Annotated in this window: 17 protein-coding genes and 1 pseudogene; 13 read left to right on the forward strand and 5 right to left on the reverse strand. The window is 63.6% G+C overall.

What is annotated here, in order from left to right:
- Positions 1–15 precede the first annotated feature (15 nt).
- The 3 genes from AC1Q5P_RS01780 (at position 16) to AC1Q5P_RS01790 (ending at position 4,899) form a co-directional block, all read left to right on the forward strand.
- Positions 16–2,106: a TonB-dependent siderophore receptor gene (locus AC1Q5P_RS01780; protein ID WP_492517962.1), complete on the forward strand. Its 2,091-nt coding sequence runs from the start codon at positions 16–18 to the stop codon at positions 2,104–2,106.
- A complete protein-coding gene (locus AC1Q5P_RS01785) occupies positions 2,106–3,389 on the forward strand; it encodes a PepSY-associated TM helix domain-containing protein (protein ID WP_492517963.1) in 1,284 nt (427 codons plus the stop codon). Before AC1Q5P_RS01780 ends, AC1Q5P_RS01785 begins: the two co-directional genes overlap by 1 nt.
- Before the next feature lie 85 nt (positions 3,390–3,474).
- Positions 3,475–4,899, forward strand: coding sequence for a flavin-containing monooxygenase (locus tag AC1Q5P_RS01790; protein WP_492517964.1), 1,425 nt, complete (start codon positions 3,475–3,477; stop codon positions 4,897–4,899).
- A 34-nt stretch (positions 4,900–4,933) separates the two neighbouring features.
- Here AC1Q5P_RS01790 and AC1Q5P_RS01795 read toward each other — a convergent pair whose 3' ends face one another.
- Positions 4,934–6,454 carry a flavin-containing monooxygenase gene (locus AC1Q5P_RS01795; protein ID WP_492517965.1) on the reverse strand — a complete coding sequence of 507 codons (1,521 nt, stop codon included), beginning with the start codon at positions 6,452–6,454 and terminating at the stop codon, positions 4,934–4,936.
- Between the two features lie 141 nt (positions 6,455–6,595).
- Positions 6,596–7,188, reverse strand: a pseudogene (locus AC1Q5P_RS01800) (DUF2585 domain-containing protein).
- A gap of 102 nt (positions 7,189–7,290) precedes the next feature.
- Here AC1Q5P_RS01800 and crtY point away from each other — a divergent pair.
- The 6 genes from crtY (at position 7,291) to AC1Q5P_RS01830 (ending at position 13,213) form a co-directional block, all read left to right on the forward strand.
- Positions 7,291–8,487 (forward strand): lycopene beta-cyclase CrtY, encoded by a 1,197-nt coding sequence (crtY, locus tag AC1Q5P_RS01805; protein ID WP_492517966.1) that lies wholly within the window; start codon positions 7,291–7,293, stop codon positions 8,485–8,487.
- Positions 8,484–9,962, forward strand: a complete 1,479-nt coding sequence (locus tag AC1Q5P_RS01810) for a phytoene desaturase (RefSeq protein ID WP_039332053.1) — start codon at positions 8,484–8,486, stop codon at positions 9,960–9,962. The genes crtY and AC1Q5P_RS01810 overlap by 4 nt, the downstream gene beginning before the upstream one ends.
- A gap of 14 nt (positions 9,963–9,976) precedes the next feature.
- A complete protein-coding gene (locus tag AC1Q5P_RS01815; protein WP_492518002.1) occupies positions 9,977–10,558 on the forward strand; it encodes an LOG family protein in 582 nt (193 codons plus the stop codon).
- Positions 10,559–10,561: 3 nt separating this feature from the next.
- Positions 10,562–11,527 (forward strand): phytoene/squalene synthase family protein, encoded by a 966-nt coding sequence (locus AC1Q5P_RS01820; RefSeq protein ID WP_492517967.1) that lies wholly within the window; start codon positions 10,562–10,564, stop codon positions 11,525–11,527.
- A gap of 91 nt (positions 11,528–11,618) precedes the next feature.
- Positions 11,619–12,467, forward strand: a complete 849-nt coding sequence (locus AC1Q5P_RS01825) for a cytochrome b/b6 domain-containing protein (protein ID WP_492517968.1) — start codon at positions 11,619–11,621, stop codon at positions 12,465–12,467.
- Entirely contained in the window at positions 12,464–13,213 is a 750-nt protein-coding gene (locus tag AC1Q5P_RS01830; RefSeq protein WP_492517969.1) for a molybdopterin-binding protein, read from the forward strand. Before AC1Q5P_RS01825 ends, AC1Q5P_RS01830 begins: the two co-directional genes overlap by 4 nt.
- On the opposite strand, the gene AC1Q5P_RS01835 is transcribed toward AC1Q5P_RS01830, so the two are convergent.
- The 3 genes from AC1Q5P_RS01835 to pgi all read right to left on the reverse strand — a co-directional run bounded on the left by AC1Q5P_RS01835 (position 13,210) and on the right by pgi (position 17,382).
- Positions 13,210–14,226, reverse strand: a complete 1,017-nt coding sequence (locus AC1Q5P_RS01835) for an NAD-dependent epimerase/dehydratase family protein (protein WP_492517970.1) — start codon at positions 14,224–14,226, stop codon at positions 13,210–13,212. The two genes, AC1Q5P_RS01830 and AC1Q5P_RS01835, sit on opposite strands and share 4 nt — an antisense overlap.
- A gap of 174 nt (positions 14,227–14,400) precedes the next feature.
- Complete coding sequence (gorA, locus tag AC1Q5P_RS01840; RefSeq protein WP_193826696.1) at positions 14,401–15,771, reverse strand: glutathione-disulfide reductase; 1,371 nt, start codon at positions 15,769–15,771, stop codon at positions 14,401–14,403.
- A gap of 87 nt (positions 15,772–15,858) precedes the next feature.
- Complete coding sequence (gene pgi / locus AC1Q5P_RS01845) at positions 15,859–17,382, reverse strand: glucose-6-phosphate isomerase (protein ID WP_052242016.1); 1,524 nt, start codon at positions 17,380–17,382, stop codon at positions 15,859–15,861.
- 167 nt (positions 17,383–17,549) lie between these two features.
- Here pgi and lepB point away from each other — a divergent pair, with 167 nt between their 5' ends.
- The 4 genes from lepB (at position 17,550) to AC1Q5P_RS01865 (ending at position 20,860) form a co-directional block, all read left to right on the forward strand.
- On the forward strand, positions 17,550–18,410 hold the full coding sequence (gene lepB / locus AC1Q5P_RS01850; RefSeq protein ID WP_039332364.1) for a signal peptidase I: 861 nt from the start codon (positions 17,550–17,552) through the stop codon (positions 18,408–18,410).
- Complete coding sequence (gene rnc, locus AC1Q5P_RS01855) at positions 18,383–19,081, forward strand: ribonuclease III (protein WP_039332361.1); 699 nt, start codon at positions 18,383–18,385, stop codon at positions 19,079–19,081. The genes lepB and rnc overlap by 28 nt, the downstream gene beginning before the upstream one ends.
- 61 nt (positions 19,082–19,142) lie before the next feature.
- Positions 19,143–20,048, forward strand: coding sequence for a GTPase Era (era, locus tag AC1Q5P_RS01860; protein ID WP_039332043.1), 906 nt, complete (start codon positions 19,143–19,145; stop codon positions 20,046–20,048).
- Positions 20,036–20,860: an SGNH/GDSL hydrolase family protein gene (locus tag AC1Q5P_RS01865; RefSeq protein ID WP_492517971.1), complete on the forward strand. Its 825-nt coding sequence runs from the start codon at positions 20,036–20,038 to the stop codon at positions 20,858–20,860. The genes era and AC1Q5P_RS01865 overlap by 13 nt, the downstream gene beginning before the upstream one ends.
- Positions 20,861–20,924 lie beyond the last annotated feature (64 nt).

Below are 20,924 nucleotides of genomic sequence, written 5' to 3' on the forward strand. Positions count from 1 at the left end.
AGACGGGAGCCTAACGTGTCGCATCGCTTGCATTTCCTTTCAGCTACGTCCCTTGCCGCCCTCGTCCTTGGCGGACATCCGGCATATGCCGATGAAGCTGAGGACACCGAAAACCGCATCACCGTGATCGGAGACCGGGCTGAGGGCGTTGCCAGCGGCGCAACCGGCCTCCCTCTGGCCATCATCGACACGCCGCAATCGGTAACCGTCGTCGATCGCACCCTGCTCGATGACTTTGCCTTCGACGAGGTCAACGACGTCCTGCGCTACGTCACCGGCGTGAACGTCGAGGAGGCCGAGACGGACCGCACCTACTACAACGCCCGCGGCTTCGACATCACCGAAGCCATGGTGGATGGGATCCAGTTGCCGAACATCTGGGGGCCTGCGATCGGGTCGCTCGATACCGTGATGTGGGATTCAATCGAGGTCGTGCGAGGCGCCAATGGCCTGCTGTCGGGCGTCGGCAATCCTTCTGGCACGATCAATTACCGCCGTCGCCATTACACCGGCCAGCGCCGCGTCACCGGCGAACTGACTGCCGCCTCGTGGAACCGGGTACGCGGCGAAGTCGATATCGAAATGCCGCTGACGTCGGATGGCAACTGGGGCGTCCGCCTTGTCGGTGCAGCGCAGAATGCGGACTCCTACTTGCGGGACTACCGCTCGAACCGCACGGCATTGCAGGCGGTGGTCGATGGCCGCATAGCCGATAACCTGGCGCTGTCCTTCGGCTACGCCCGCCAGCAGGGCACCTCGCGCGGCGTGCTGTGGGGCGCGCTGCCGTTGCTTGACAGCGAGGGCAACCAGCTCGACTGGGACTTCTCCACGTCGACCACGCAGGACTGGACCTACTGGAAAAGCAAGGACCAGACCGCGTTCGGAGAAGCCACATGGGCTTTCGCTCCTGGCTGGAGCGTCAAAACCCATCTCTCGCGCCGCATCAACGACGAACCCTCGCGGCTGTTCTACGTCTATGGCACGCCCGATGCCGAAACGGGCCTCGGCCTGTTCGGCTACCCCGGCGGCTACCTTTCCACCGCACGCGGCTGGATCTGGGACAATCGCCTCGATGGCACCTTCAGGCTCTTCGGTCGCGACCACAAGCTGACCCTCGGTGTCCAGCGCACCGCAGCGAAGTTCGGCTACCTCACCTACCCCGTCCCCGGCACCGACCCGGCCTGGGGCGCCCTCCCCGCCCTGCAATCAGGCTGGGACGGTACGGAAGTCCCATTCCCGGCCTTTGGCGATGCCGTAGAAAGCGCGCGCATCTCGGACAAGCAATGGCGGGTCCGTGCCGCCACCGATCTCGAGCTGACCGACCGCCTCAGCCTGATCCTTGGCGCCAACTACATCGACGTGCAGACCACCGGCTTCACTTTCGGCGTCAGCGCCGCCCGCAGCGAGAGCGCGGTCAGCCCGTTCGTCGGCGCGACTTTCAGGATCCTGCCGGGCATCAACCTCTACGGTAGCTACAGCGACATCTTCAATCCGCAGAAGGAACTCGGCACAAACCTCAAGCCCGTGGGCTCGGCCAAGGGCAAGAGCTGGGAAGCCGGCCTCAAGGGCGAGACGGCCGACAAGGCCCTGTTCGGCTCGCTCGCCCTGTTCCGCTCCGAACAGTCGAACCTTGCCGAAGCCGCAGGATATGACGTCACTCTCGGCCAGACGCTCTACAACGGCATCTTCGTGCGCAGCCAGGGCGTCGAGGCGGAAGTCGGCGGCCGCATTGCTCCCGGCCTGACCGTGCAGGGCGGCGTCACCCACCTGTCTCTCGAAGGGCGCAACGGCGATCCCGTCCGCACCTATGTTCCGCGCACCACTGCCAACCTGCTGCTTCGCTGGGAGCCGGTCGAGAAGGTCCAACTTGGCGCGGCGATGCGCTGGCAGGATTCGGTGTTCATCACGAACAGCGTAGGCACGATCCGCCAGGACGATTACGCCACCCTGCAGCTCCAGGCCGGCTACAAGCTCAATGACAACGTGAGCTTCAACCTCAACGTCGCCAATGTCACCAATCACAAGCATCTCGCCAGCCTCTATTGGGATCAATCCTTCCTTTCGCCGCCGCGCAGCGTCACCGGTTCTGTCAGGATGACCTTCTGATGGCCACCACCGCCCAACAGTCTGTCCCATCGCCCCGGCGCCTCGCGCTGCCGGGGCGCGCATTCTGGGTCATGGTCCATCGCTGGGCAGGCCTCACCCTTGCACTGTTCCTTGCCGTGGCGGGCCTTACCGGTTCTCTCTTGCCATGGATCGAGGAACTCGAAGCCGCCACCGCGCCCGAACTGCACAATTCAAGCTGGACCGGCACGCCCGATCCCCTGCGCGTGCGCGAAGAGGTGCTGGCGCGCTACCCCGGTGCCGCGCTCGATTTCCTGCCGCTCTCGGTGGAACCGGGCAAGGCGCTGCGCCTCCACCTCCACTGGCTCGATCCGAAGACCGGGCTCGAGCGTGAACACGGGCCGGGCGTGCCCGAATGGGACGACCTGTTCCTCAATCCCGTCACCGGCGAGGAGCAAGGCCGCCGCGAATGGGGCAACATTGCCCAAGGGCAGAAGAACCTGATGCCCTTCCTCTATCGCCTGCACTACAGCCTTGCCCTCGATACATTCGGGACCCTGATCTTCGGGATTGCCGCGCTTGTCTGGACGGTAGACTGTTTCGTCGGCTTCTACCTCACGCTGCCGCCCAAGGCTCCGAAGCCTGCGCGCACATCCTTCCTCGATCGCTGGCGCCCGAGCTGGCGCATCCGCTGGAAGTCCACACCCTACAAGCTAAACTTCGACCTCCACCGCGCCGGCGGCCTGTGGCTATGGCCGCTTCTGCTGGTTTTTGCTTGGTCGAGCGTGTCCTTCAACCTGCCGCAGGTCCATGTACCCGTGATGCAGGCGCTCGGCGCACAGGATCCGCGGCTGATCTTGGAGGAAAGCGCCCTGGCTGTTCCTCGCAACAACCCCCTCCTCGATTTCCGCGCCGCAACCGAGCGCGCCAGGCAACTCGCTGAACAGGAGTCCATGAAGCAAGGACTTGTGCCGCTCGAAGAGGGCGAAAGCTGGCTATGGCACGTGCCGACCAGCGGCATGTACGTCTACGGCTTTACCACCGCGGCAGATATCGGCCATCACGGCGGCGGCACAGGTATCGCTTTCGACAGCAACACCGGCGAGATGAAGGCTGTCTACTGGCCCAGCGGCGTCAACGGCACCAATACGTTCAGCAACTGGCTCACGGCGCTGCACATGGCGCAGGTCTTTGGCCTGCCCTACCGGATCTTCGTCAGCATGCTGGGTCTGCTCGTCACCATGCTGTCCGTCACCGGAGTGGTCATCTGGCTGAAAAAGCGCTCGGCGCGTGCGGGTCGTTCACTTCGCGTCCGCAATACTTGACCGATCACCCGGCCGGCTGGACTTAATCACGCGATTAAGGATACTCCTGCTCCGGGCCCGCAAGCCCGGACGATGGAGCAGGATCATGGCCATGACCGAATTGGTGTCATCACCGCAAATCGCGCCTGTCGCCGCGCCCGAAGCGCCTGGTCCGCTCCCGCGCGTATGCATCATCGGCGCAGGCTGCTCGGGTTTCACTACCGCCAAACGCCTGCAGGATCGTGGCATCCCCTTCGTCGTTTACGAAGCGTCCGACGACATTGGCGGGAACTGGTACTTCAACAATCCCAGCGGCATGTCGGCCTGCTACCAGAGCCTGCACATCGACACGTCGAAATGGCGGCTGGCGTTCGAAGATTATCCCGTCCCCACAGAATGGCCGGACTACCCCCATCATGCCCAGCTTCTGCAGTATTTCCACGATTACGTTGATCACTTCGGCCTGCGCCCGCACATCCAGTTCAACACGCGGGTAGAGAGTGCGACGCGGCGAGGCGAAGGCGGTTGGAATATCTCCCTTTCCACGGGTGAGATCGAGCGCTTCGATGCACTTGTCGTGGCCAACGGCCATCACTGGGCTGCGCGCATCCCCGATTATCCGGGCCACTTCTCCGGTCCCCAGATCCACAGCCATGCCTATCGCAGTCCGTTCGATCCGGTCGATTGCGTCGGCAGGCGCGTACTCGTTGTCGGAATGGGCAACAGCGCCATGGATATTGCTTCGGAGCTGTCGCAGCGCCCGATCGCCTCGCGGCTGTTCGTTTCCACCCGGCGCGGGGTCTGGGTCCTGCCAAAATACTACCGCGGCCAGCCGCTCGACAAGAATCCCGCCCCATCATGGATGCCCAAGCGGCTGCGCAACTGGCTGGCCACGCGCATGATAAAAAAGCTAGTCGGCCGGATGAGCCAGTACGGCCTGCCCGAACCCGATATCGGTCCGTTCGAGAGCCACGGCACAGTCTCGGGCGAATTCCTGCTCCGCGCCGGCTCGGGCGACATCATCATGAAGCCTGGCATCGAGCGGCTCGACGGCGATGGCGTCGCCTTCAGCGACGGAACCCGCGAGCAGGTGGACGTGATCATCTGGGCCACCGGCTATGACATTCGCTTCCCGTTCTTCGACGATCCCGCATTCACCGCCGATGCAGACAATCGCCCGCCCCCCTTGTTCAAGCGCATCATGAAGCCCGAAGTACCAGATCTGTTCTATGTCGGCCTCGCCCAGCCCCTGCCGACCCTGGTCAATTTCGCCGAACAGCAGTCGAAGCTCGTCGCCGCCTACCTTGCAGGTGACTATGCCCCGCCATCACCAGCCGAAATGCATCGCATCATCGCCGCCGACGAAGCCTACCATACCGGCCAGTACTATGCCGCACGGCGCCATACGATCCAGTTGGACTTCGACGCCTATGTTCGCGCCTTGAACAAGGAACTCGCGGCAGGCGCAAGGCGAGCCCGGGCCGAGGGCAACCGTCGGCCGGTCCCGGCCCGATCCTCGCCACCTGTCTGATCAAGGCGCGATCGTCTTGTCCAACCGTGCGCGGCTACTCGGCCGCCTCCGCAAGGGGCACATCCCGCCGTACCCCGTCGTAAATGAACTCCTGCCCATCCAGGTCGATGGACGGAAAGGCCTCACGCTCCAGCCAGTAGTTCTGGTTGTGCCGCCAGACATCGTTTGACCCGCGCCTTGGCAGCTTGTCCATGTCGCGCATCAGATAGCCGGGATTGAAATTGTCTTCCTCGATCCACGGCAAGATCTCCATGCCCGCATCCTCGTCGCGAAAGGCGACTTCCACCTTCTTCGCATCGCGCTCTGTCATATGGTTCAGCAGGTGGCAGACAAAGTCGGCCATCATGTCGACGCGCAAGGTCCAGCTCGCCCGGAAATAGCCGAAGACCCAAGCCATGTTGGGCACGCCGGTGAACATCATGCCACGGTAGGTCACCGTCTTGCCCCAATCCACGGCCTGGCCATCCACCTCGAAAGGAATATCGCCCAGCACTTTCAGCCGGAAGCCGGTGCAGGCCATGATGATGTCTGCTTCCAGCAATTCGCCACTGCTGGTCAGGACCCCCGTCTCGGTGAACCGGTCGATCGTGTCGGTCACTACCGTCGCATTGCCCGCCACGACCTGCTGGAACAGATCACCGTCAGGCAACTGGGCCAGCCGCTGCTGCCAAACGCGATAGCGCGGGGCGAAGTGCGGCTCGAACTGGAAATCCTCGCCCACGTACCCGCGGATCAGGGCACGCAGGTCCTCGGCCATGGCTTCGGGCTCTTCGCGACTGCGACGGTCCATTTCATGGAAGTTGTAGATGTAGTCCTGCCGCACAACGCGATGGATCGTCGGTTCATCGATCCCGATCGTGCGCAACCGCTCGGCCAGTTCGCTCACGTTAGGCGCAGCATAGAACCAGGTTGGCGAGCGCTGGAGCATCGTGACCTTGGCTCCCAGATCGCACAGCGCCGGGACCACTGTGGCCGCCGTGGCGCCCGATCCGATCACGAGAACCCGCTTGCCCGAAACGTCAGTCGCCGGGTCCCACAGCTGGGCGTGGACGAACAGACCCTTGAAGTCGGAAACGCCCTGCCACTCCTTCGGGATGTAGGGCACCTGGTGGTCATAGTAGCCCTGGCACATCCACAAGAAATTGGCCGTGAACGTGGCCGTGTTTCCGTCCTTGGTCCGTGCTTCCAGCGTCCACCGGTTGCTGGCACTATCCCACTTTGCACTGGTAATCGTGTGGCCATAGCGGATGTGCCGGTCGATCCCGCCTTCCTCGATCACCTCGCCCATGTAGTCGAGAATTGCCTGCGCGCTGGCAATTGGCGCGCCGACCCAGGGCTTGAAGCGATAGCCGAAGGTGTACAGGTCGGAATCCGATCGCACGCCGGGATACTTGTGCGTCTCCCACGTGCCGCCGAACGTGTCCTTGGCTTCGATAATCGCATAAGTCCTGCCCGGGCACTGCTCCTGCAGATGCCAGGCAGAGCCTATGCCGGAAATGCCCGCGCCGACGATCAATACGTCGAAGTCGCCGCCCGATGCTGCGTGCTCGCTCATCATGCCTCTCCATGGTCTGACGCCATTGCGGCCGTTTTCGGCTCACTGCAGAAAGTGACATTGATCGTCGTCAACATGCAACCGGCTGCGCATGAGGATGAAGCGTTCGGTCAAGAAAATGAAACGCTCGAGGACTTTCCGTCAGCCGCCTGCCTGCCACTGCCGCACCACTTCGACCGGCCAAACGAGCATCAGCACGTTGAGCGTCAGGTTGTCGCGGATCATGGCCAGCGTGAACAGCTCGAATGCCCCGCCCACCAGTATCGTCACGGTCGCCGGCGCGCGACTGGCAAAGACGAAGCCCAGCGCCATGAACGCATGTCGCAGAAGGAGTTGAGCACGCTGTCGCCCGAATAGCCCCACGAAATCGTTACGGCACGATAGCGATCGATGATTAGCGGGGAATTCTCGAGGATCTCCCACGATCCCTCCACCAGCACCGCCAGCGCCAACGCCCACTGCGGCGAAATCGCCTTGAGACCGGCCTTCCGCCACAGCAGATGCGCCGCGCCGTAGAACAGGAAGCCATGGATGACGTGGCTGAAACTGTACCAGTCGGAGATCTGCTGGCTGTTCTCGGCCGATTCCACCACACCCTGCCACAGCCGGATCGTTCCGCAGGGGCAGATCGGCGGCCTCGCCATGCCAAGCAGGATTATCACGATCCCCAGCGCGACGCCTGCGGCCGCAATCCACCCCGCCCTGCCGGGCCGCAATGAAACCCTGCTTGCCATTTGCCGCCACTCCCCCCGTTCCATGCCCTTTCTGACGGGTGAAGCTGACAGCGACAAGCCCATGGTTGCACCGGCAACCGCATCCCCCTAAGCGCTATGGTCATGAGCGTGCGACACTGCGACATCGCGATCCTCGGCGGAGGGCTGGCTGGCGGCCTCGTCGCCCTGGCCTTGCGCCAGGCCCGCCCCGAACTCGACCTCGTCCTTGTCGAACAGGGCGAAACGATCGGCGGCAACCACGTCTGGTCGTTTTTCGGTACGGACGTGAACAAGGCCGGGCGCGAACTGCTCGATGGCATGGTCGTTGCGGCCTGGCCCGAATACACCGTCCGCTTCCCGCGCTACGAACGCCGGTTGAAGACCAGCTACTACTCGATCAGCTCCCACCGCTTCGACAAGGTCGTCCGCCAGCGCCTCGGCGAGGCATCGATCATGACCGGCGTCCGCGCCCTCGCCTGCAGCGCCACCAACGCAACCCTGTCCGATGGCACGCGGCTCGAGGCAAAGGGCGTGATCGACGCTCGCGGCCTGCGTAACGTAACAGACCTCACCGGCGGCTGGCAGAAGTTCGTGGGCCGTCGCTTTCGCCTCTCGGCCCCCCACGGCCTCGAAGCGCCGATCGTCAAGGACGCCACGGTCGAACAGATCGACGGCTACCGCTTCGTCTATTCGCTCCCCTTCACCGCAGACGAAATCTTCGTCGAGGACACCTACTACTCCGACCGCCCGGCGCTCGATGCCGACGCCATCCGCGCCCGCATCGACGCTTACGTTGCCGCCAAGGGCTGGCATGTCGCCGAAGTGCTGGAAGAAGAACAGGGCGTGCTGCCCGTTGTCGCCGGTGGCAATTTCGACGCCTTCTGGCGCGCCAGCGGCGGCCCTGTCGCCCGCGCCGGAGTCCGCGCCGGGCTGTTCCAGGCCGTCACCAGCTATTCGCTTCCCGATGCCGTGAAGTACGCCTTGGCCCTCGCCCGCCAGCAGGACCTGTCAGGCGAAGCTCTCGCCCAGTTCAGCGAATATTGGGCGCGCGAACACTGGGCCCAGTCCGCCTACCTGCGCCAGCTCTCCGCGCTGCTCTTTGCAGGCGCCGAGCCTGACAAGCGCTACCGCGTACTCGAACGCTTCTACAGCCTGCGCCACGGGCTGATCGAGCGCTTCTACGCCGGCAAGACCACCGTCTTCGACAAGGCCCGCATCCTCGCGGGCAAGCCGCCGCTGCCGATAACCCGCGCCCTGGGCGTGCTCACCGGCCTCGGCGCGCGGCCCAAGCCTCTTACCCTTGCAGGAACCCCACGATGAAGCGCGCTTGCGTAATCGGCTCCGGCTTCGGGGGCCTTGCCCTCGCCATTCGCCTCCAGTCCGGCGGCATCCAGACGACCGTGATCGAAGCGCGCGACAAGCCCGGCGGCCGCGCCTACCACTGGGAGAAGGACGGCTTCACCTTCGACGCCGGCCCCACTGTCGTCACCGATCCTGCCTGCCTGCAAGAACTCTGGGCCCTGAAGGGCCACCGCATGGCCGATGACGTCGAGCTCATGCCGGTGATGCCGTTCTATCGCCTCAACTGGCCCGACGGCACCAACTTCGATTACTCGAACGACGAGACCCACCTCCGCGCCGAGATCGCCAAGCTCAATCCGGCCGACGTCGCCGGATACGACGAGTTCCTGCAATACTCCGCAGGCGTGTTCGAGGAAGGCTACGTGAAACTGGGCTCGGTCCCGTTCCTTGATTTTGCGTCCATGCTCAAGGCCGCGCCCGCGCTTGCCCGCTATCAGGCCTGGCGCTCGGTCTATTCGATGGTGTCGTCCTACGTAAAGGACGAACGCCTGCGCGAGGCGTTCAGCTTCCACACCCTGCTCGTCGGCGGCAACCCGATGAACACCAGTTCGATCTATGCCCTGATCCACAAGCTGGAGAAGGACGGCGGCGTGTGGTGGGCCAAGGGCGGCACCAACAAGCTGATCCAGGGCATGCTCACCCACTTCCAGCGCCTTGGCGGCGAAGTGCGCATGAGCGATCCGGTCACCCACATCGAGACGCTGGGCACGCGCGTCACTGGCGTCACCACAAAGAGCGGCTGGTCGGCAAAGTTCGATGCCGTCGCCTCCAACGGCGACATCGTCCATTCCTACCGCGATCTGATGCCTGACAATCCACATGCACAACGTCGTGCAAAGGCTTTGACCAAAAAGAAATTCTCGCCGAGCTTGTTCGTCGTCCACTTCGGTGTCGAAGGCACCTGGCCCGGCATTCCGCACCACATGATCCTGTTCGGCCCGCGCTACAAGGGCTTGCTTGACGACATCTACAAGCACGGCGTCCTTCCGGAAGATTTCTCGATCTACCTCCACCACCCGACCGTGACCGACCCCTCTGTCGCGCCTGAAGGGATGAGCACCTTCTACGCGCTCGTTCCCGTGGCCAACATGGGCAAGCTTCCAGTCGATTGGGACGAGATCGGCCCGATCCTCGAAAAGCGAATCCTCGATGAAGTCGGCCGCCGCCTCATCCCGGACATCCATTCGCGTATCGTAACGAAGTTTCACTACGCGCCGTCGGACTTCAAGACCGACCTGTCCGCCCATCTTGGCAGCGCGTTCAGTCTCGAACCGCTGCTCACGCAAAGCGCATGGTTCCGCGCTCACAACCGTGACGATGCCATTTCCAACATGTATCTGGTTGGCGCGGGAACCCATCCGGGCGCCGGGATTCCCGGAGTGGTGGGCTCGGCCAAGGCCACCGCGAAACTGATGCTGGAGGATCTTGCTTGACCGGCCGCACCTCGATCAAACGTCTCGCCGTCTATTGCGGCTCTGCCTCACCTGCCGACACTCGTTACGTAACACTCGCCCGCCAGATCGGCGCCGAACTCGCCCGGCGCGGCATCGGCGTCGTCTATGGGGGCGGCAAGCTCGGCCTGATGGGCGCAGTGGCTTACGGCGCACTTGACGCCGGCGGCGAAGTGATCGGCGTGATCCCGGAAGCTCTCGTCGGCGGCGAAGTCGCCAATCACGACTGTACAGAACTGCACGTCGTCCCCGGCATGCATGAACGCAAGAAGGCCTTTACCGACCTGTCGGACGGCTTTCTCACCATTCCCGGCGGCGTCGGCACGATGGATGAGCTGTGGGAAGCGGTCAGCTGGGCGCAGCTGGGCTACCACGCAAAGCCCGTCGGCCTGCTCAACGCCTATGGCTTCTACGACCACCTGCTCGCCTTCAACCGCCACATGATCGAAGTCGGCTTCATCCGCGAAGCCCACGCCGGAATCATCATCGCAGAGCCTGACCTCGATATCCTGCTGGCCCGCATGGAAGCCCACGTTCCGCACAGGCCGATCTTCGCGATGAAGGCCAAAGACCTCTGAGTGATGCAGGATCGCAAGTCTCTCGTTAGTAACGCCCGCAAGTCGATCCTGAAGGGCTCGAAAAGCTTCGCTGCCGCCAGTCACCTGTTCGATCGCGAGACGCGCGAGCGCGTCTGGCTGCTCTACGCCTGGTGTCGTCGCTGCGACGATATCGTCGATGCGCAGGACCATGGCGGCGCACTCGGCCTTCAGGAAGGCGCAGCCGAGCGTCTTGCGCTGGTTCGCGAGAAGACCGCGCTCGCCTTCGCCGGCCGCGAAACCGGCGATCCTGCTTTCGACGCCCTCGGCCTGGTCGCCCGGGAAACCGGCCTGACGATCGAGATGGCCCGCGCCGTGATCGATGGCTTTGCACTCGATGCCGCCGAATGGCAGCCTCACAGCGAGGCCGACCTGATGCGCTACTGCTGGCACGTGGCGGGAGCCGTCGGCGTGATGATGGCCGTGGTCATGGGCGTCTCGCCGGATGACGAAGACACGCTCGACCGCGCCTGCGATCTCGGCCTTGCCTTCCAGCTCGCCAACATCGCCCGCGACATCGAGGAGGACGACGCCGCCGACCGCTGCTACATCCCGCTAGACTGGCTTTCCGAGCTCGATATCCCGCCGGGCGAACAGATGAAGCCGCACTACCGCCCCGCGCTCACCCGGCTCGTCGCGCGGATGTGCGAGACGGCGGAAGTTCACGAATGCTCGGCGCGTATTGGCGCCGCCCGCCTCAAGGGCCGCCAGCGCTGGGCCATCCTCGCCGCCGCCGGCATCTATGGCGAGATCGCACGCGAAGTCGCCAAACGCGGCGACCATGCCTGGGACCATCGCACTGTCGTTACTAACGCTCGCAAGCTCGGCTTCATCGGCAAGGCCGCTTGGTCCGCGCTCCGCCCCGTCCCGCGCTCCTGCATCGCCCGCGCCAGCCAGCGCCGCTTCAGCCGCGCTGATCTGATCGCGCTGGCGGCGCGCCATCCGGCCTAGCCGCACCGTTTCCACGCGCGTCGTTCCAGAGGCTTTTTCCGCGCTGCTGAATGTGGCACTCTGACCACAGGACAGGAGCAGGAACCCCGCCGTGGATGCCGCGCCAGCAATCGTTACGTCACAGGACCCAAGCCCCGCGGCGCAGTCGCAGCCTCTGGTTTATCGCACGCGGTTGCCGGTCAGGATCTGGCACTGGACCAACGCGGTCACGATCTTCGCCATGCTGATGAGCGGAGCGACGATCTTCAACGCTCACCCCCGCCTCTACTGGGGCAAGTATGGCGCCACCTTCGAAACGCCATGGCTGGAGATCGGGCGACAAGGCCAGCAAGGCTTCCTGCGCCTCGGCAGCCTCCAGTTCGATACGACCGGCTTCCTGGGATGGACGGAACACTCGACCCGGGCTTTTCCGCCTCTCGTCACGATCCCCAATTACTACAGCTTGGCCGAAGGTCGCCAATGGCACTTCTTCTTCGCATGGGTGCTGGTAATATCTCTTACCCTCTTCGTCATTTATGCCTTGTTTTCAAAGCACTTGTCGCGCGATCTTGCCCTGAAACCTGAAGAGCGCAAGCTCGCGCATCTGTGGCACGACATCAAGGAGCATGCCCGCCTGCGCTTTCCCACCGGCGAAGCGGCCAAAGCCTACAACCCCTTGCAGAAGATCGCTTACCTTGGCGTCATCTTCGTGCTGATCCCGCTGGTCGTGCTCACTGGAATGACCATGTCGCCCACGCTGAATGCTGCCTTCCCGTGGTTGCTCGATATCTTCGGCGGCAGGCAGTCGGCGCGATCGATACATTTCCTATGTGCGACAGGCTTTTTGGCGTTCATCCTCATCCATCTTCTCATGGTTTTGCTGGCCGGTCCATTCAACGAACTTCGCTCGATCGTCACCGGATGGTATCGGCTCCCCGCGCCGCGAAAGGAACGTCCATGACCCTTGTCACGCGGCGCAACGCCATCGTCGGTGCCAGCGGCCTGCTTCTGGCCGGGTGCGAGAAGATCACCGCGTCCCCGACCGTCCGCAAGGTCCTGACATTAGGCGAGAAAGCCACTCTCTCCGGCCAGCGTCTGGTGACGGACCGCAATGCCCTCGCGCCGGAATTCACCCGCGCCGATCTCTCGCCCAGGTTCCGCATGAACGGCAATCGCTTGCCCGCTTCAGCGGAATATCAGGCCCACATGGCCAGCAACTTCGCCGACTGGAAGCTGGAAATCGGCGGCAAGGTCGCCCGCCCGTTCAGCCTCACTCTCGCCCAATTGAAAGCCGCACCGCAGCGTACCCAGATCACCCGGCACGATTGCGTCGAGGGATGGAGCGCGATCGGCGAATGGACTGGCGTGCCGCTCGGCCTGCTGCTGCGTCACGCGCAGATTTCCTCAACTGCTCAATACATTGTCTTCCATTGTGCAGATGACTTCTCAGGAATTCCCTACTATGAGAGCATCGACCTGATCGACGCCATGCACCCGCAGACGATCCTCGCCCACACGATGAACCGCCAGCCCCTTCCGGTCGGCCACGGCGCCCCGATCCGCCTGCGCGTCGAACGGGCGCTCGGCTACAAGCACGCCAAGTACGTCATGCGGATCGAAGCGGTCGAAACTCTTGCCGGCATCCACGGTGGCGGAGGCGGCTACTGGGAGGACCATTCCGGCTACCAGTGGTTCGCCGGGATCTAGACCTTCACCACACCCCGCTCGATCAAGCTGCGAGCGCAATCGAGAATGGAGTCCTCCACCGGCCGCATGGTCCAGCCCAGCCGCGACTTGGCATGGTCCGAACTTGCGCCACGCACATTGCCAAGCTCGCCCGTTACTTGACGGATCACCGGGTTGAACAGCGCAACCGTCCGCACCAGCCAGTCGGGCAGCTTGCGCGTCGGCACCTTGCGCGCCTGCGGCCCCAGGTTCGCCTTGAGCACCGTGGCCACGTCGACAATCTTCAGGAACGGCCCCGAGGCAATGAAACGCTCGCCCGCGATTCCCGGCGCGGTCAATGCCCGCACATGAAGGTCCGCAACGTCACGCACATCGACGATCCCGAAACCCAAGTCCGGGCACCCCGGCAGGGCGCCCGACAGCAGTTGCCGCACGACCTCGATCGATGGCGAGAAGTCGCCGGACCACACCGGCCCCAGCACGGCCGCCGGATTGACCGAGACGAACTCCATTCCCCCGCCTTCCGAGGCCACCCAGTCCCGCGCCGCGCGTTCAGCAATGGTCTTGGACTTCACGTACGCGTAGACATCCGCCCCATCCAGGTTGGTCCAGTCCCGCTCGGTGAACTCGAACACCCCCTTGCCATGGCCATAGGCAATCGCGGCTACGGACGAGGTCTGCACGAACCGCGTCACCCCGGCGTCCCGTGCGTAACGTAACGCACGCAACACCCCCTCGCGCGCCGGGATGATCAGCTCGTCCTCATGTCGTGGCGCATCGGCCCGGAACGGCGAGGCGACATGCGCCACGTGGCTGCACCTGGCCATCGCCTCGGCCCACCCGGCATCGGCCGTGAGGTCCGCGGCGAAGAGCCGCAACGTCTCGGCGGTCCCGCCAAGGAGCGGCCGCAATTGCGCCTCGCGTGACAGGGAACGGACCGTGGCGTGGACTGTCCACCCCTCGGCCAGAAGCTGGCGGATGAGGAACCCGGCGATGTAGCCGCTGCCACCCGATACGAGGACCGTGCCCGCCATTTTCCCGCTCTCCCCACCGATCGATCTGAGGAGAGGATAGCGCGGGGGCGTCCGGTTGCAAATCGCTACGGTTCAGCCTGCGGCAGAAGGCCCTGCGTTCGGCAGCGTTGCGGGAGAGTCAGGGGGGAGTTGCCCGTTTGCCTGCGAGAGTTGGAAAACGGGCAATTCTCCGGATTATCGCATCAGAACAAGCTCTTCCGCCATTGACGGGTGCAAAGCCACCGTCGCATCAAAGTCAGCCTTAGTCAGCCCCGCCTTCACCGCAATCGCCGCCGCCTGAAGGATCTCCGGGCTGTCCGGCCCGATCATGTGAATGCCCAGCACCTTCTCGGTCGAGGCATCGACGATCATCTTGTAAAGCCCGCGCTCAGGCCGATGCCCGAAGATGTTCTTCATCGGGCGGAAGTCGGACGAGTAGACCTTGATATTGCTGCCAAATGCTTGACGTGCCTGACTTTCTGTCAGGCCCACGCCCGCCAGCGGCGGCTGCGAAAACACCGCGCTGGGGATGGCATCATAGCTCACCGAAGTGTCCTTGCCGCCGAACACGCGGTCGGCAAAGGCCTGGCCCTCGCGGATCGCGATAGGCGTAAGCTGCACGCGGTTCGTTACGTCACCCACGGCATAGATGCTGTCGCACGCCGTCCTGCCATGATCGTCGACCGGAATCTCGCCCGTCGAACCCAATGTAATTCCGGCGTTTTCCAGGCCAAGGCCATCGGTCTTGGGCCGACGGCCGGTCGCCACCAGCACCACGTCGGCGTGGATCGGATCGGGTTGCTTGCCGACATAGACGTCGAACGATCCATCGTCCCGCTTCTCCACCCGATCGAACGGGCAATTGAATTTGTATTCGATCCCGCGGGCCATGGTTATCTGGAGCAGGCGGTCCCGGAGGGATTCATCGTACCCGCGCAGGATCGTCTCGCTGCGATTGACCACCGTTACGTGACAGCCCAGCGCATTGAAAATCCCGGCGAATTCCATCGCGATATAGCCAGCGCCAGAGATTACGACGCGCTTGGGTAACTTCTCGAGATGGAAAACCTCGTTCGAGGTAATGCAGTGCTCGCTACCCGGAAATTCGGGCATCACCGGCCAGGCGCCGGTTGCGATCAGGATGTACTTCGCGCTGATTTCCCTGCCCGACGCCAGCCGCACGCTGTGCGGCCCCGCCACCTCTGCGCGCTCAAGGAAGCGTTCGACCTTGTTGGTCTCCAGCGTGTTGGTGTAGGCCGTGTTGAGCCGGTCGACATCCCGGAGCACGGCGTCACGTAACGTCGGCCAGTCGAACGTCATCTTCTCGACTGTCCAGCCGTAGTTGGCCGCGTCCTGCAGTTCCTCGGCGAAATGCGATCCATAGACCAGCAGCTTCTTGGGCACGCAGCCGCGGATCACGCAGGTGCCGCCGACGCGGTATTCCTCAGCCACCGCCACCCGCGCGCCATGGCTCGCGGCAATGCGGCTGGCGCGCACACCGCCCGATCCTGCACCAATCACGAAGAGATCGTAGTCGAAGTCCTGCCCGGAAACCTGCTCAGCCATATGCACTCCTGTTGGTGAAGCGCATATGGCCTCTGGTCTCGGCCAAGACCAGAGGCATTTAGGCGATATTGTTAGCCTTGCAAACTATCAGCCGCCAATTCCTGCAGCGGAGAGAAGTGCTTCCGTCGACGGATCGAAGCCAGCGCCGCCGCCAGCCTCGATCTGCTTTGCAATCGCCTTGCCCAGCTCGACGCCGAACTGGTCGAACGGGTTGATTCCCAGCATTGCGGCCGAAACGAACGTGCGGTGCTCGTGGAACGCGATCAGCGCGCCCAGCGTGGCAGGGTTCAGGTCATCGCACAGGATCGTCGCCGAAGGCCGGTCGCCGGGATAGGCACGGGCACCGTCGTCAGACGCCTTGCCCGCCATCAGCGCTGCCCCTTGCGCAAAGCAGTTCGACAGGAGAATCTCATGGTGGGCCGGGTCAAGATCGTGACCAGGCGTTTTCACGGCAAGGAAGTCCACCGGGATCAAGTGCGTGCCCTGATGGAGCAGCTGAAACACCGCATGCTGCGCATCAGTGCCGACGCCGCCCCACGTTACCGGCGCGCTGGCGCGGGTCAGAGGAGAGCCATCGGCGAGCACGCTCTTGCCGTTCGATTCCATTTCGAGTTGCTGGAGATAGTCGGGCAGCAGCTTCAGCCGCTCGTCATAGGCGAATACCGCGCGCGTCTGGCAGCCTCGAACCTGCGTGTAATAAAGGTCGGCGAAGGCCGCGCGCACCACGATGTTCTCGGCAAGGTCGGCGTCGATGAAGTGCCGGTCGATCGCTGCAGCGCCATCGAGGAACTCGGCAAAGCCTTCCCAGCCGAGTGCCATGGCCACCGGGAAGCCGATCGATGACCACAGCGAATACCGTCCGCCCACCGTTTCCGAAAACGGCAGTACGCGGGTTTCATCCACGCCCCATTCGACTGCCTTTTCGGGAGATGCAGTGAGCGCAATCACGCGTCCGTAGGGATCGGCGACACCGCCCTCACGCAACCACTCCAGCGCCGAATGCGCATTGGTCATGGTCTCGGTCGTCGTGAAAGTCTTGGAGGCCACGGCAATCAGCGTCGTCTCGGGATCGCAGGCCTTGATCGCAGCCTCAAGCGCACAGCCGTCGATGTTGGAAACGACATGAACGGCAACCTTCGCCCCTTCGCGGGTCAGAGCATCGATTGCCAGCGCCGGCCCAAGCGCCGATCCCCCGATGCCGATGTGGATCAGGCTCTTCACTTCGCCCAGCGCGCCTTCGTGGATGGCTTCGACGAGCATCCGCATCCGGGCATGCAACGCCTCGGCCTCCTCGACACTGGTGTCCTTGCCGACCCCGCGTTGCGCGGTGTGCTCGGCAGCGCGGCCTTCGGTGTTGTTGATCTTTTCGCCCGCAATCAGAGCATCGCGCTGCCCCTCAAGGTCCATCGCGGCTGCAACCGAGCCGAACAAGGCTTCGACTTCCGGCGAAATGTGCGTCTTGGACCAGTCGAAGATCACCGGGCCGCCGGGCAGATCCAGCGTGGTCGAATAGCGTGTTAGCCGCGCGGCGTCGGAAAACAGAGTCTTCAGGGTTGGCCGCGGCAACTTCTCCAGTGCCGTCCAAAATTGCTGTGCGTCGCCTGCCGACATGTCCAACCTCATCCTTTCGCAACTGCGTAATGGCCCTAATGCCCTCTCGGGGACGCCGCGCCAAGCGCGCTGTTCATCGCCGCGCAAGCTGCGCAGACGTATTTCGCCGCTGTATTATACAAACAACACACTTGACGAAGGGCCTTGCTGGCAACATGACCGCGACGATGAACGACACGCCCGAAGCCAGCAGCCCCACTCCGGTAGAGCCGGCCGCGCCCGCACCTGCACCGGCGAAACCGAAGAAGGAAAAGAAGGAGGACAGCTTCCCTGTCTTCCTGATCAAGCTGGTGATCGTCGTCGCGATCTTCCGCAGCTTTATCTTCTCGCCGTTCAACATCCCGTCGGAATCGATGTTGCCGCGGCTCGAGAATGGTGACTATCTCCTCGCCGCCAAATGGCCCTACGGCTACAGCAGCTACTCGCTGCCGTTCAGCGTGCCCCTGCTGCCCAAGCGCATTTTCGCCAGCCAGCCAGAACGTGGCGATGTTGCCATCTTCAAGGCGCCTCCCGGCAATGATGTCGACTACATCAAGCGCGTGATCGGCCTGCCCGGCGATACCGTACAGATGATCAACGGCGTGCTGCACCTGAACGGACAGGCCGTGCCCAAGGTGAAGGTCGAGGATTTCGTCATCCCCGTCAGCCCCAACACCGATTGCCTCTCGGCCGAATTTGTCGTGACCGAAGCTGATGGCAGCCAGACCTGCCATTACCCGCAATTCCGCGAGACGCTGCCGAACGGTAAGAGCTACAACGTGCTCGACCTTGGCCAGCGTGATGCCGACAACACCGTGCCGGTCGTGGTGCCAGAGGGCCAGTTGTTCATGATGGGCGACAACCGCGACAACTCGATGGACAGCCGCTTCCCGGCAATGGAAGGCGGCGGCATCGGCCTTGTCCCTCAGGAGAACCTCGTTGGCCGCGCGACGGTGATGATGTGGTCCACCGATGGCAGCGCCAACTGGTTCCTGCCCTGGACCTGGTTCACCGCGGCGCGCTGGAACCGCATCGGGGGCACGTTCTGAGCGCGCTGCCGCCTGAAACGCTGGGCTACCTTACGGACCTTACCGGGGGGGCACCGACACGCGTCGATCTGTGGACCGAAGCCCTCACCCATGGCTCGATGGGCGAGGCACGCGACTACCAGCGCTTGGAGTTTCTTGGCGACAGGGTGCTGGGCCTTGCCATTGCCGAGTGGCTGCATGAAAAGAGCGATGCCGCCGAAGGCAAGCTCTCGCAGCGGCTCAACGCCCTGGTCAGCCGCGAAACCTGCGCCGATGTTGCACGCCATATTGCCCTCCCCAGCCACATCCGGCTCGGCAAGCAGGCGCGCGATGATGGCGGGACGCAGAGCGACAACATCCTGGGCGACGTGATGGAAGCGCTGATCGGCGCTCTCTTCGTCGAACGCGGGTTCGATGCCGCACGCGCTTTCGTGCGCAGGGTGTGGGACAAGCCGATGGCCACAGGGACCGGCCAGCGCAAGCATCCCAAGGCTGCTCTGCAGGAATGGGCAGCAGGCAACCGCCGCAAGCCCCCGGTCTACACTCTGGTCGCGCGCGAAGGACCCGATCATGCGGCCCGGTTCACGGTCTCGGTCGAAGTGAAGGGCGTCGGCACGGCCAGCGCCACCGGCAGCAGCAAGCAGGAGGCCGAAACCTCCGCCGCCCGCGCCTTCATGCAGGATTTCGGCTAAATCTAGCGGCGCGCGCCCATTTGGCCTAAGATGGCCGCAACTCTTCTGAAGAACTGGAATAATGACCGAAAAATGTGGCCTCGTGGCCGTCCTCGGCGCACCCAACGCCGGCAAGTCGACCCTCGTCAACGCGCTCGTCGGCCAGAAAGTGGCGATCGTATCACCCAAGGCGCAGACCACGCGCGCGCGCCTCATGGGCATTGCGCTGGAGGATATCGGCGAGGACAAGGCGCAGATCATCCTGGCCGATACGCCCGGCCTGTTCGAACCACGTCGCCGCCTCGACCGCGCAATGGTCAGCGCGGCATGGGACGGCGCACAGGAAGCCGACGCGATCCTGCTGCTGGTCGACGCGCGCAAGAAGAAGCGCGACTATCTCGAACCCATTCTCGAAACACTCAAAGGGCGACCGGAACGCAAGCTCCTGGTGCTGAACAAGGTGGACTCCACGCCAAAGGAACCGCTGCTGGTCATGGCCGAGGCACTGACCCAGGAAGCCGAGTTCGACGAGGTGTTCTTCGTGTCCGCGCTCACCGGCGATGGCGTTCCCGAACTCAAGCAGCGCCTTGCCGCACTCATGCCCGAGGGCGCGTGGCATTATCCCGAAGACCAGGTGTCGGATGCCAGCGAACGCCTGATGGCTGCAGAGATCACCCGCGAGCAGCTCTATCGCCAGCTTCACGACGAGCTGCCCTATGACAGCACCGTGCGGCCGGAGAAGTATATCCAGCGAAAGGATGGCTCGGTAGAGATCCACCAGCAGATCGTGATCGCCCGCGAAACCCAGCGCGCGATCGTGCTGGGCAAGGGCGGAGCGAAGATCAAGGCAATCGGTGAAGCGGCGCGCAAGGAACTGGCGCAACTGCTGGACACCAAGGTGCATCTCTTCCTTCATGTGAAGGTCGACGAGCGTTGGGCCGACGCCAAGGAAATCTACGAGGAAATCGGTCTCGAATGGGTAAAGTGATGCGGCTTGCTCTTGCAGCGCTTGCGCTTGTTGCCACCCCAGCCCTTGCCGGACCCGCCCCGCTTCCGGAAGGCGCGCGGTATGTGGCGCTGGGCAGTTCTTTCGCGGCCGGCCCGGGCGTTGGCCCCAACACGCCCGGCACGCCGGATCGCTGTGGCCGGGGAACCCTGAACTATCCCAACCTGCTGGCGGCAAAGCTGAAGCTTTCGCTGGTTGACGCCACTTGCAGCGGCGCAACAACCGAACACGTCCTCGGCCCATGGAAGGAAATACCGGCGCAGATCGAGAGCGTTACCGCCGATGTCCGGCTTGTCTCTGTAACCATCGGCGGCAACGACGTGAACTTCGTCGGCAACATCTTTGCCGCAGCGTGCGAGCAGATGCCGACACCGGATGCGCGCTGCCAGAAGTGGCGCGACATCGGCGAGGACGTGTGGAAGGCCGACGAGGAGCGCATGCGCCGCATCGTCCGCGAAGTGCGCCAGCGGGCTCCGGAAGCACGCGTTGTCTTCGTCGACTACATCACTGTCCTGCCTCCCAGGGGTACATGCGCCTCCCTTCCGATCAGTGTCGAGCGGATGAACCAGAGTCGCCACGCGGCGAAGCGTCTCGCCAAGCTGACTGCCAAGGTCGCGCGTGAGGAAGGCGCCGAACTCTTCCGTTTCTCTGCGATGTCGAAAGATCACGCACCCTGCTCGGCCAATCCCTGGAGCAACGGCCTCAATGCGCCGTCGGGGGACGGCATCCCGATCCATCCCAACCGCGCCGGTCATGAGGCCGCAGCTGAGGGTCTGGCCCGGTTTCTGCGCTGACCGGCGATCGTTACTAACGGTTCGTCGGCCGCACAGGGCAGTTTGTCGCCGTTCTCTGGCTTTG

Source organism: Novosphingobium sp. GW835-FHT14H07 (assembly GCF_058793515.1).

Excerpts from the sequence above, each read along its gene's own strand:
- pgi (WP_052242016.1), bottom strand. The coding sequence starts at position 17,382 with ATGTCGGCAGGCGACGCACAGCAATTTTGGACGGCACTGGAGAAGTTG.
- AC1Q5P_RS01790 (WP_492517964.1), top strand. The coding sequence starts at position 3,475 with ATGGCCATGACCGAATTGGTGTCATCACCGCAAATCGCGCCTGTCGCC.
- AC1Q5P_RS01820 (WP_492517967.1), top strand. The coding sequence starts at position 10,562 with ATGCAGGATCGCAAGTCTCTCGTTAGTAACGCCCGCAAGTCGATCCTG.
- AC1Q5P_RS01835 (WP_492517970.1), bottom strand. The coding sequence starts at position 14,226 with ATGGCGGGCACGGTCCTCGTATCGGGTGGCAGCGGCTACATCGCCGGG.
- lepB (WP_039332364.1), top strand. The coding sequence starts at position 17,550 with ATGAACGACACGCCCGAAGCCAGCAGCCCCACTCCGGTAGAGCCGGCC.
- AC1Q5P_RS01785 (WP_492517963.1), top strand. The coding sequence starts at position 2,106 with ATGGCCACCACCGCCCAACAGTCTGTCCCATCGCCCCGGCGCCTCGCG.
- era (WP_039332043.1), top strand. The coding sequence starts at position 19,143 with ATGACCGAAAAATGTGGCCTCGTGGCCGTCCTCGGCGCACCCAACGCC.
- AC1Q5P_RS01810 (WP_039332053.1), top strand. The coding sequence starts at position 8,484 with ATGAAGCGCGCTTGCGTAATCGGCTCCGGCTTCGGGGGCCTTGCCCTC.
- AC1Q5P_RS01830 (WP_492517969.1), top strand. The coding sequence starts at position 12,464 with ATGACCCTTGTCACGCGGCGCAACGCCATCGTCGGTGCCAGCGGCCTG.
- AC1Q5P_RS01865 (WP_492517971.1), top strand. The coding sequence starts at position 20,036 with ATGGGTAAAGTGATGCGGCTTGCTCTTGCAGCGCTTGCGCTTGTTGCC.
- gorA (WP_193826696.1), bottom strand. The coding sequence starts at position 15,771 with ATGGCTGAGCAGGTTTCCGGGCAGGACTTCGACTACGATCTCTTCGTG.
- crtY (WP_492517966.1), top strand. The coding sequence starts at position 7,291 with ATGAGCGTGCGACACTGCGACATCGCGATCCTCGGCGGAGGGCTGGCT.
- AC1Q5P_RS01795 (WP_492517965.1), bottom strand. The coding sequence starts at position 6,454 with ATGAGCGAGCACGCAGCATCGGGCGGCGACTTCGACGTATTGATCGTC.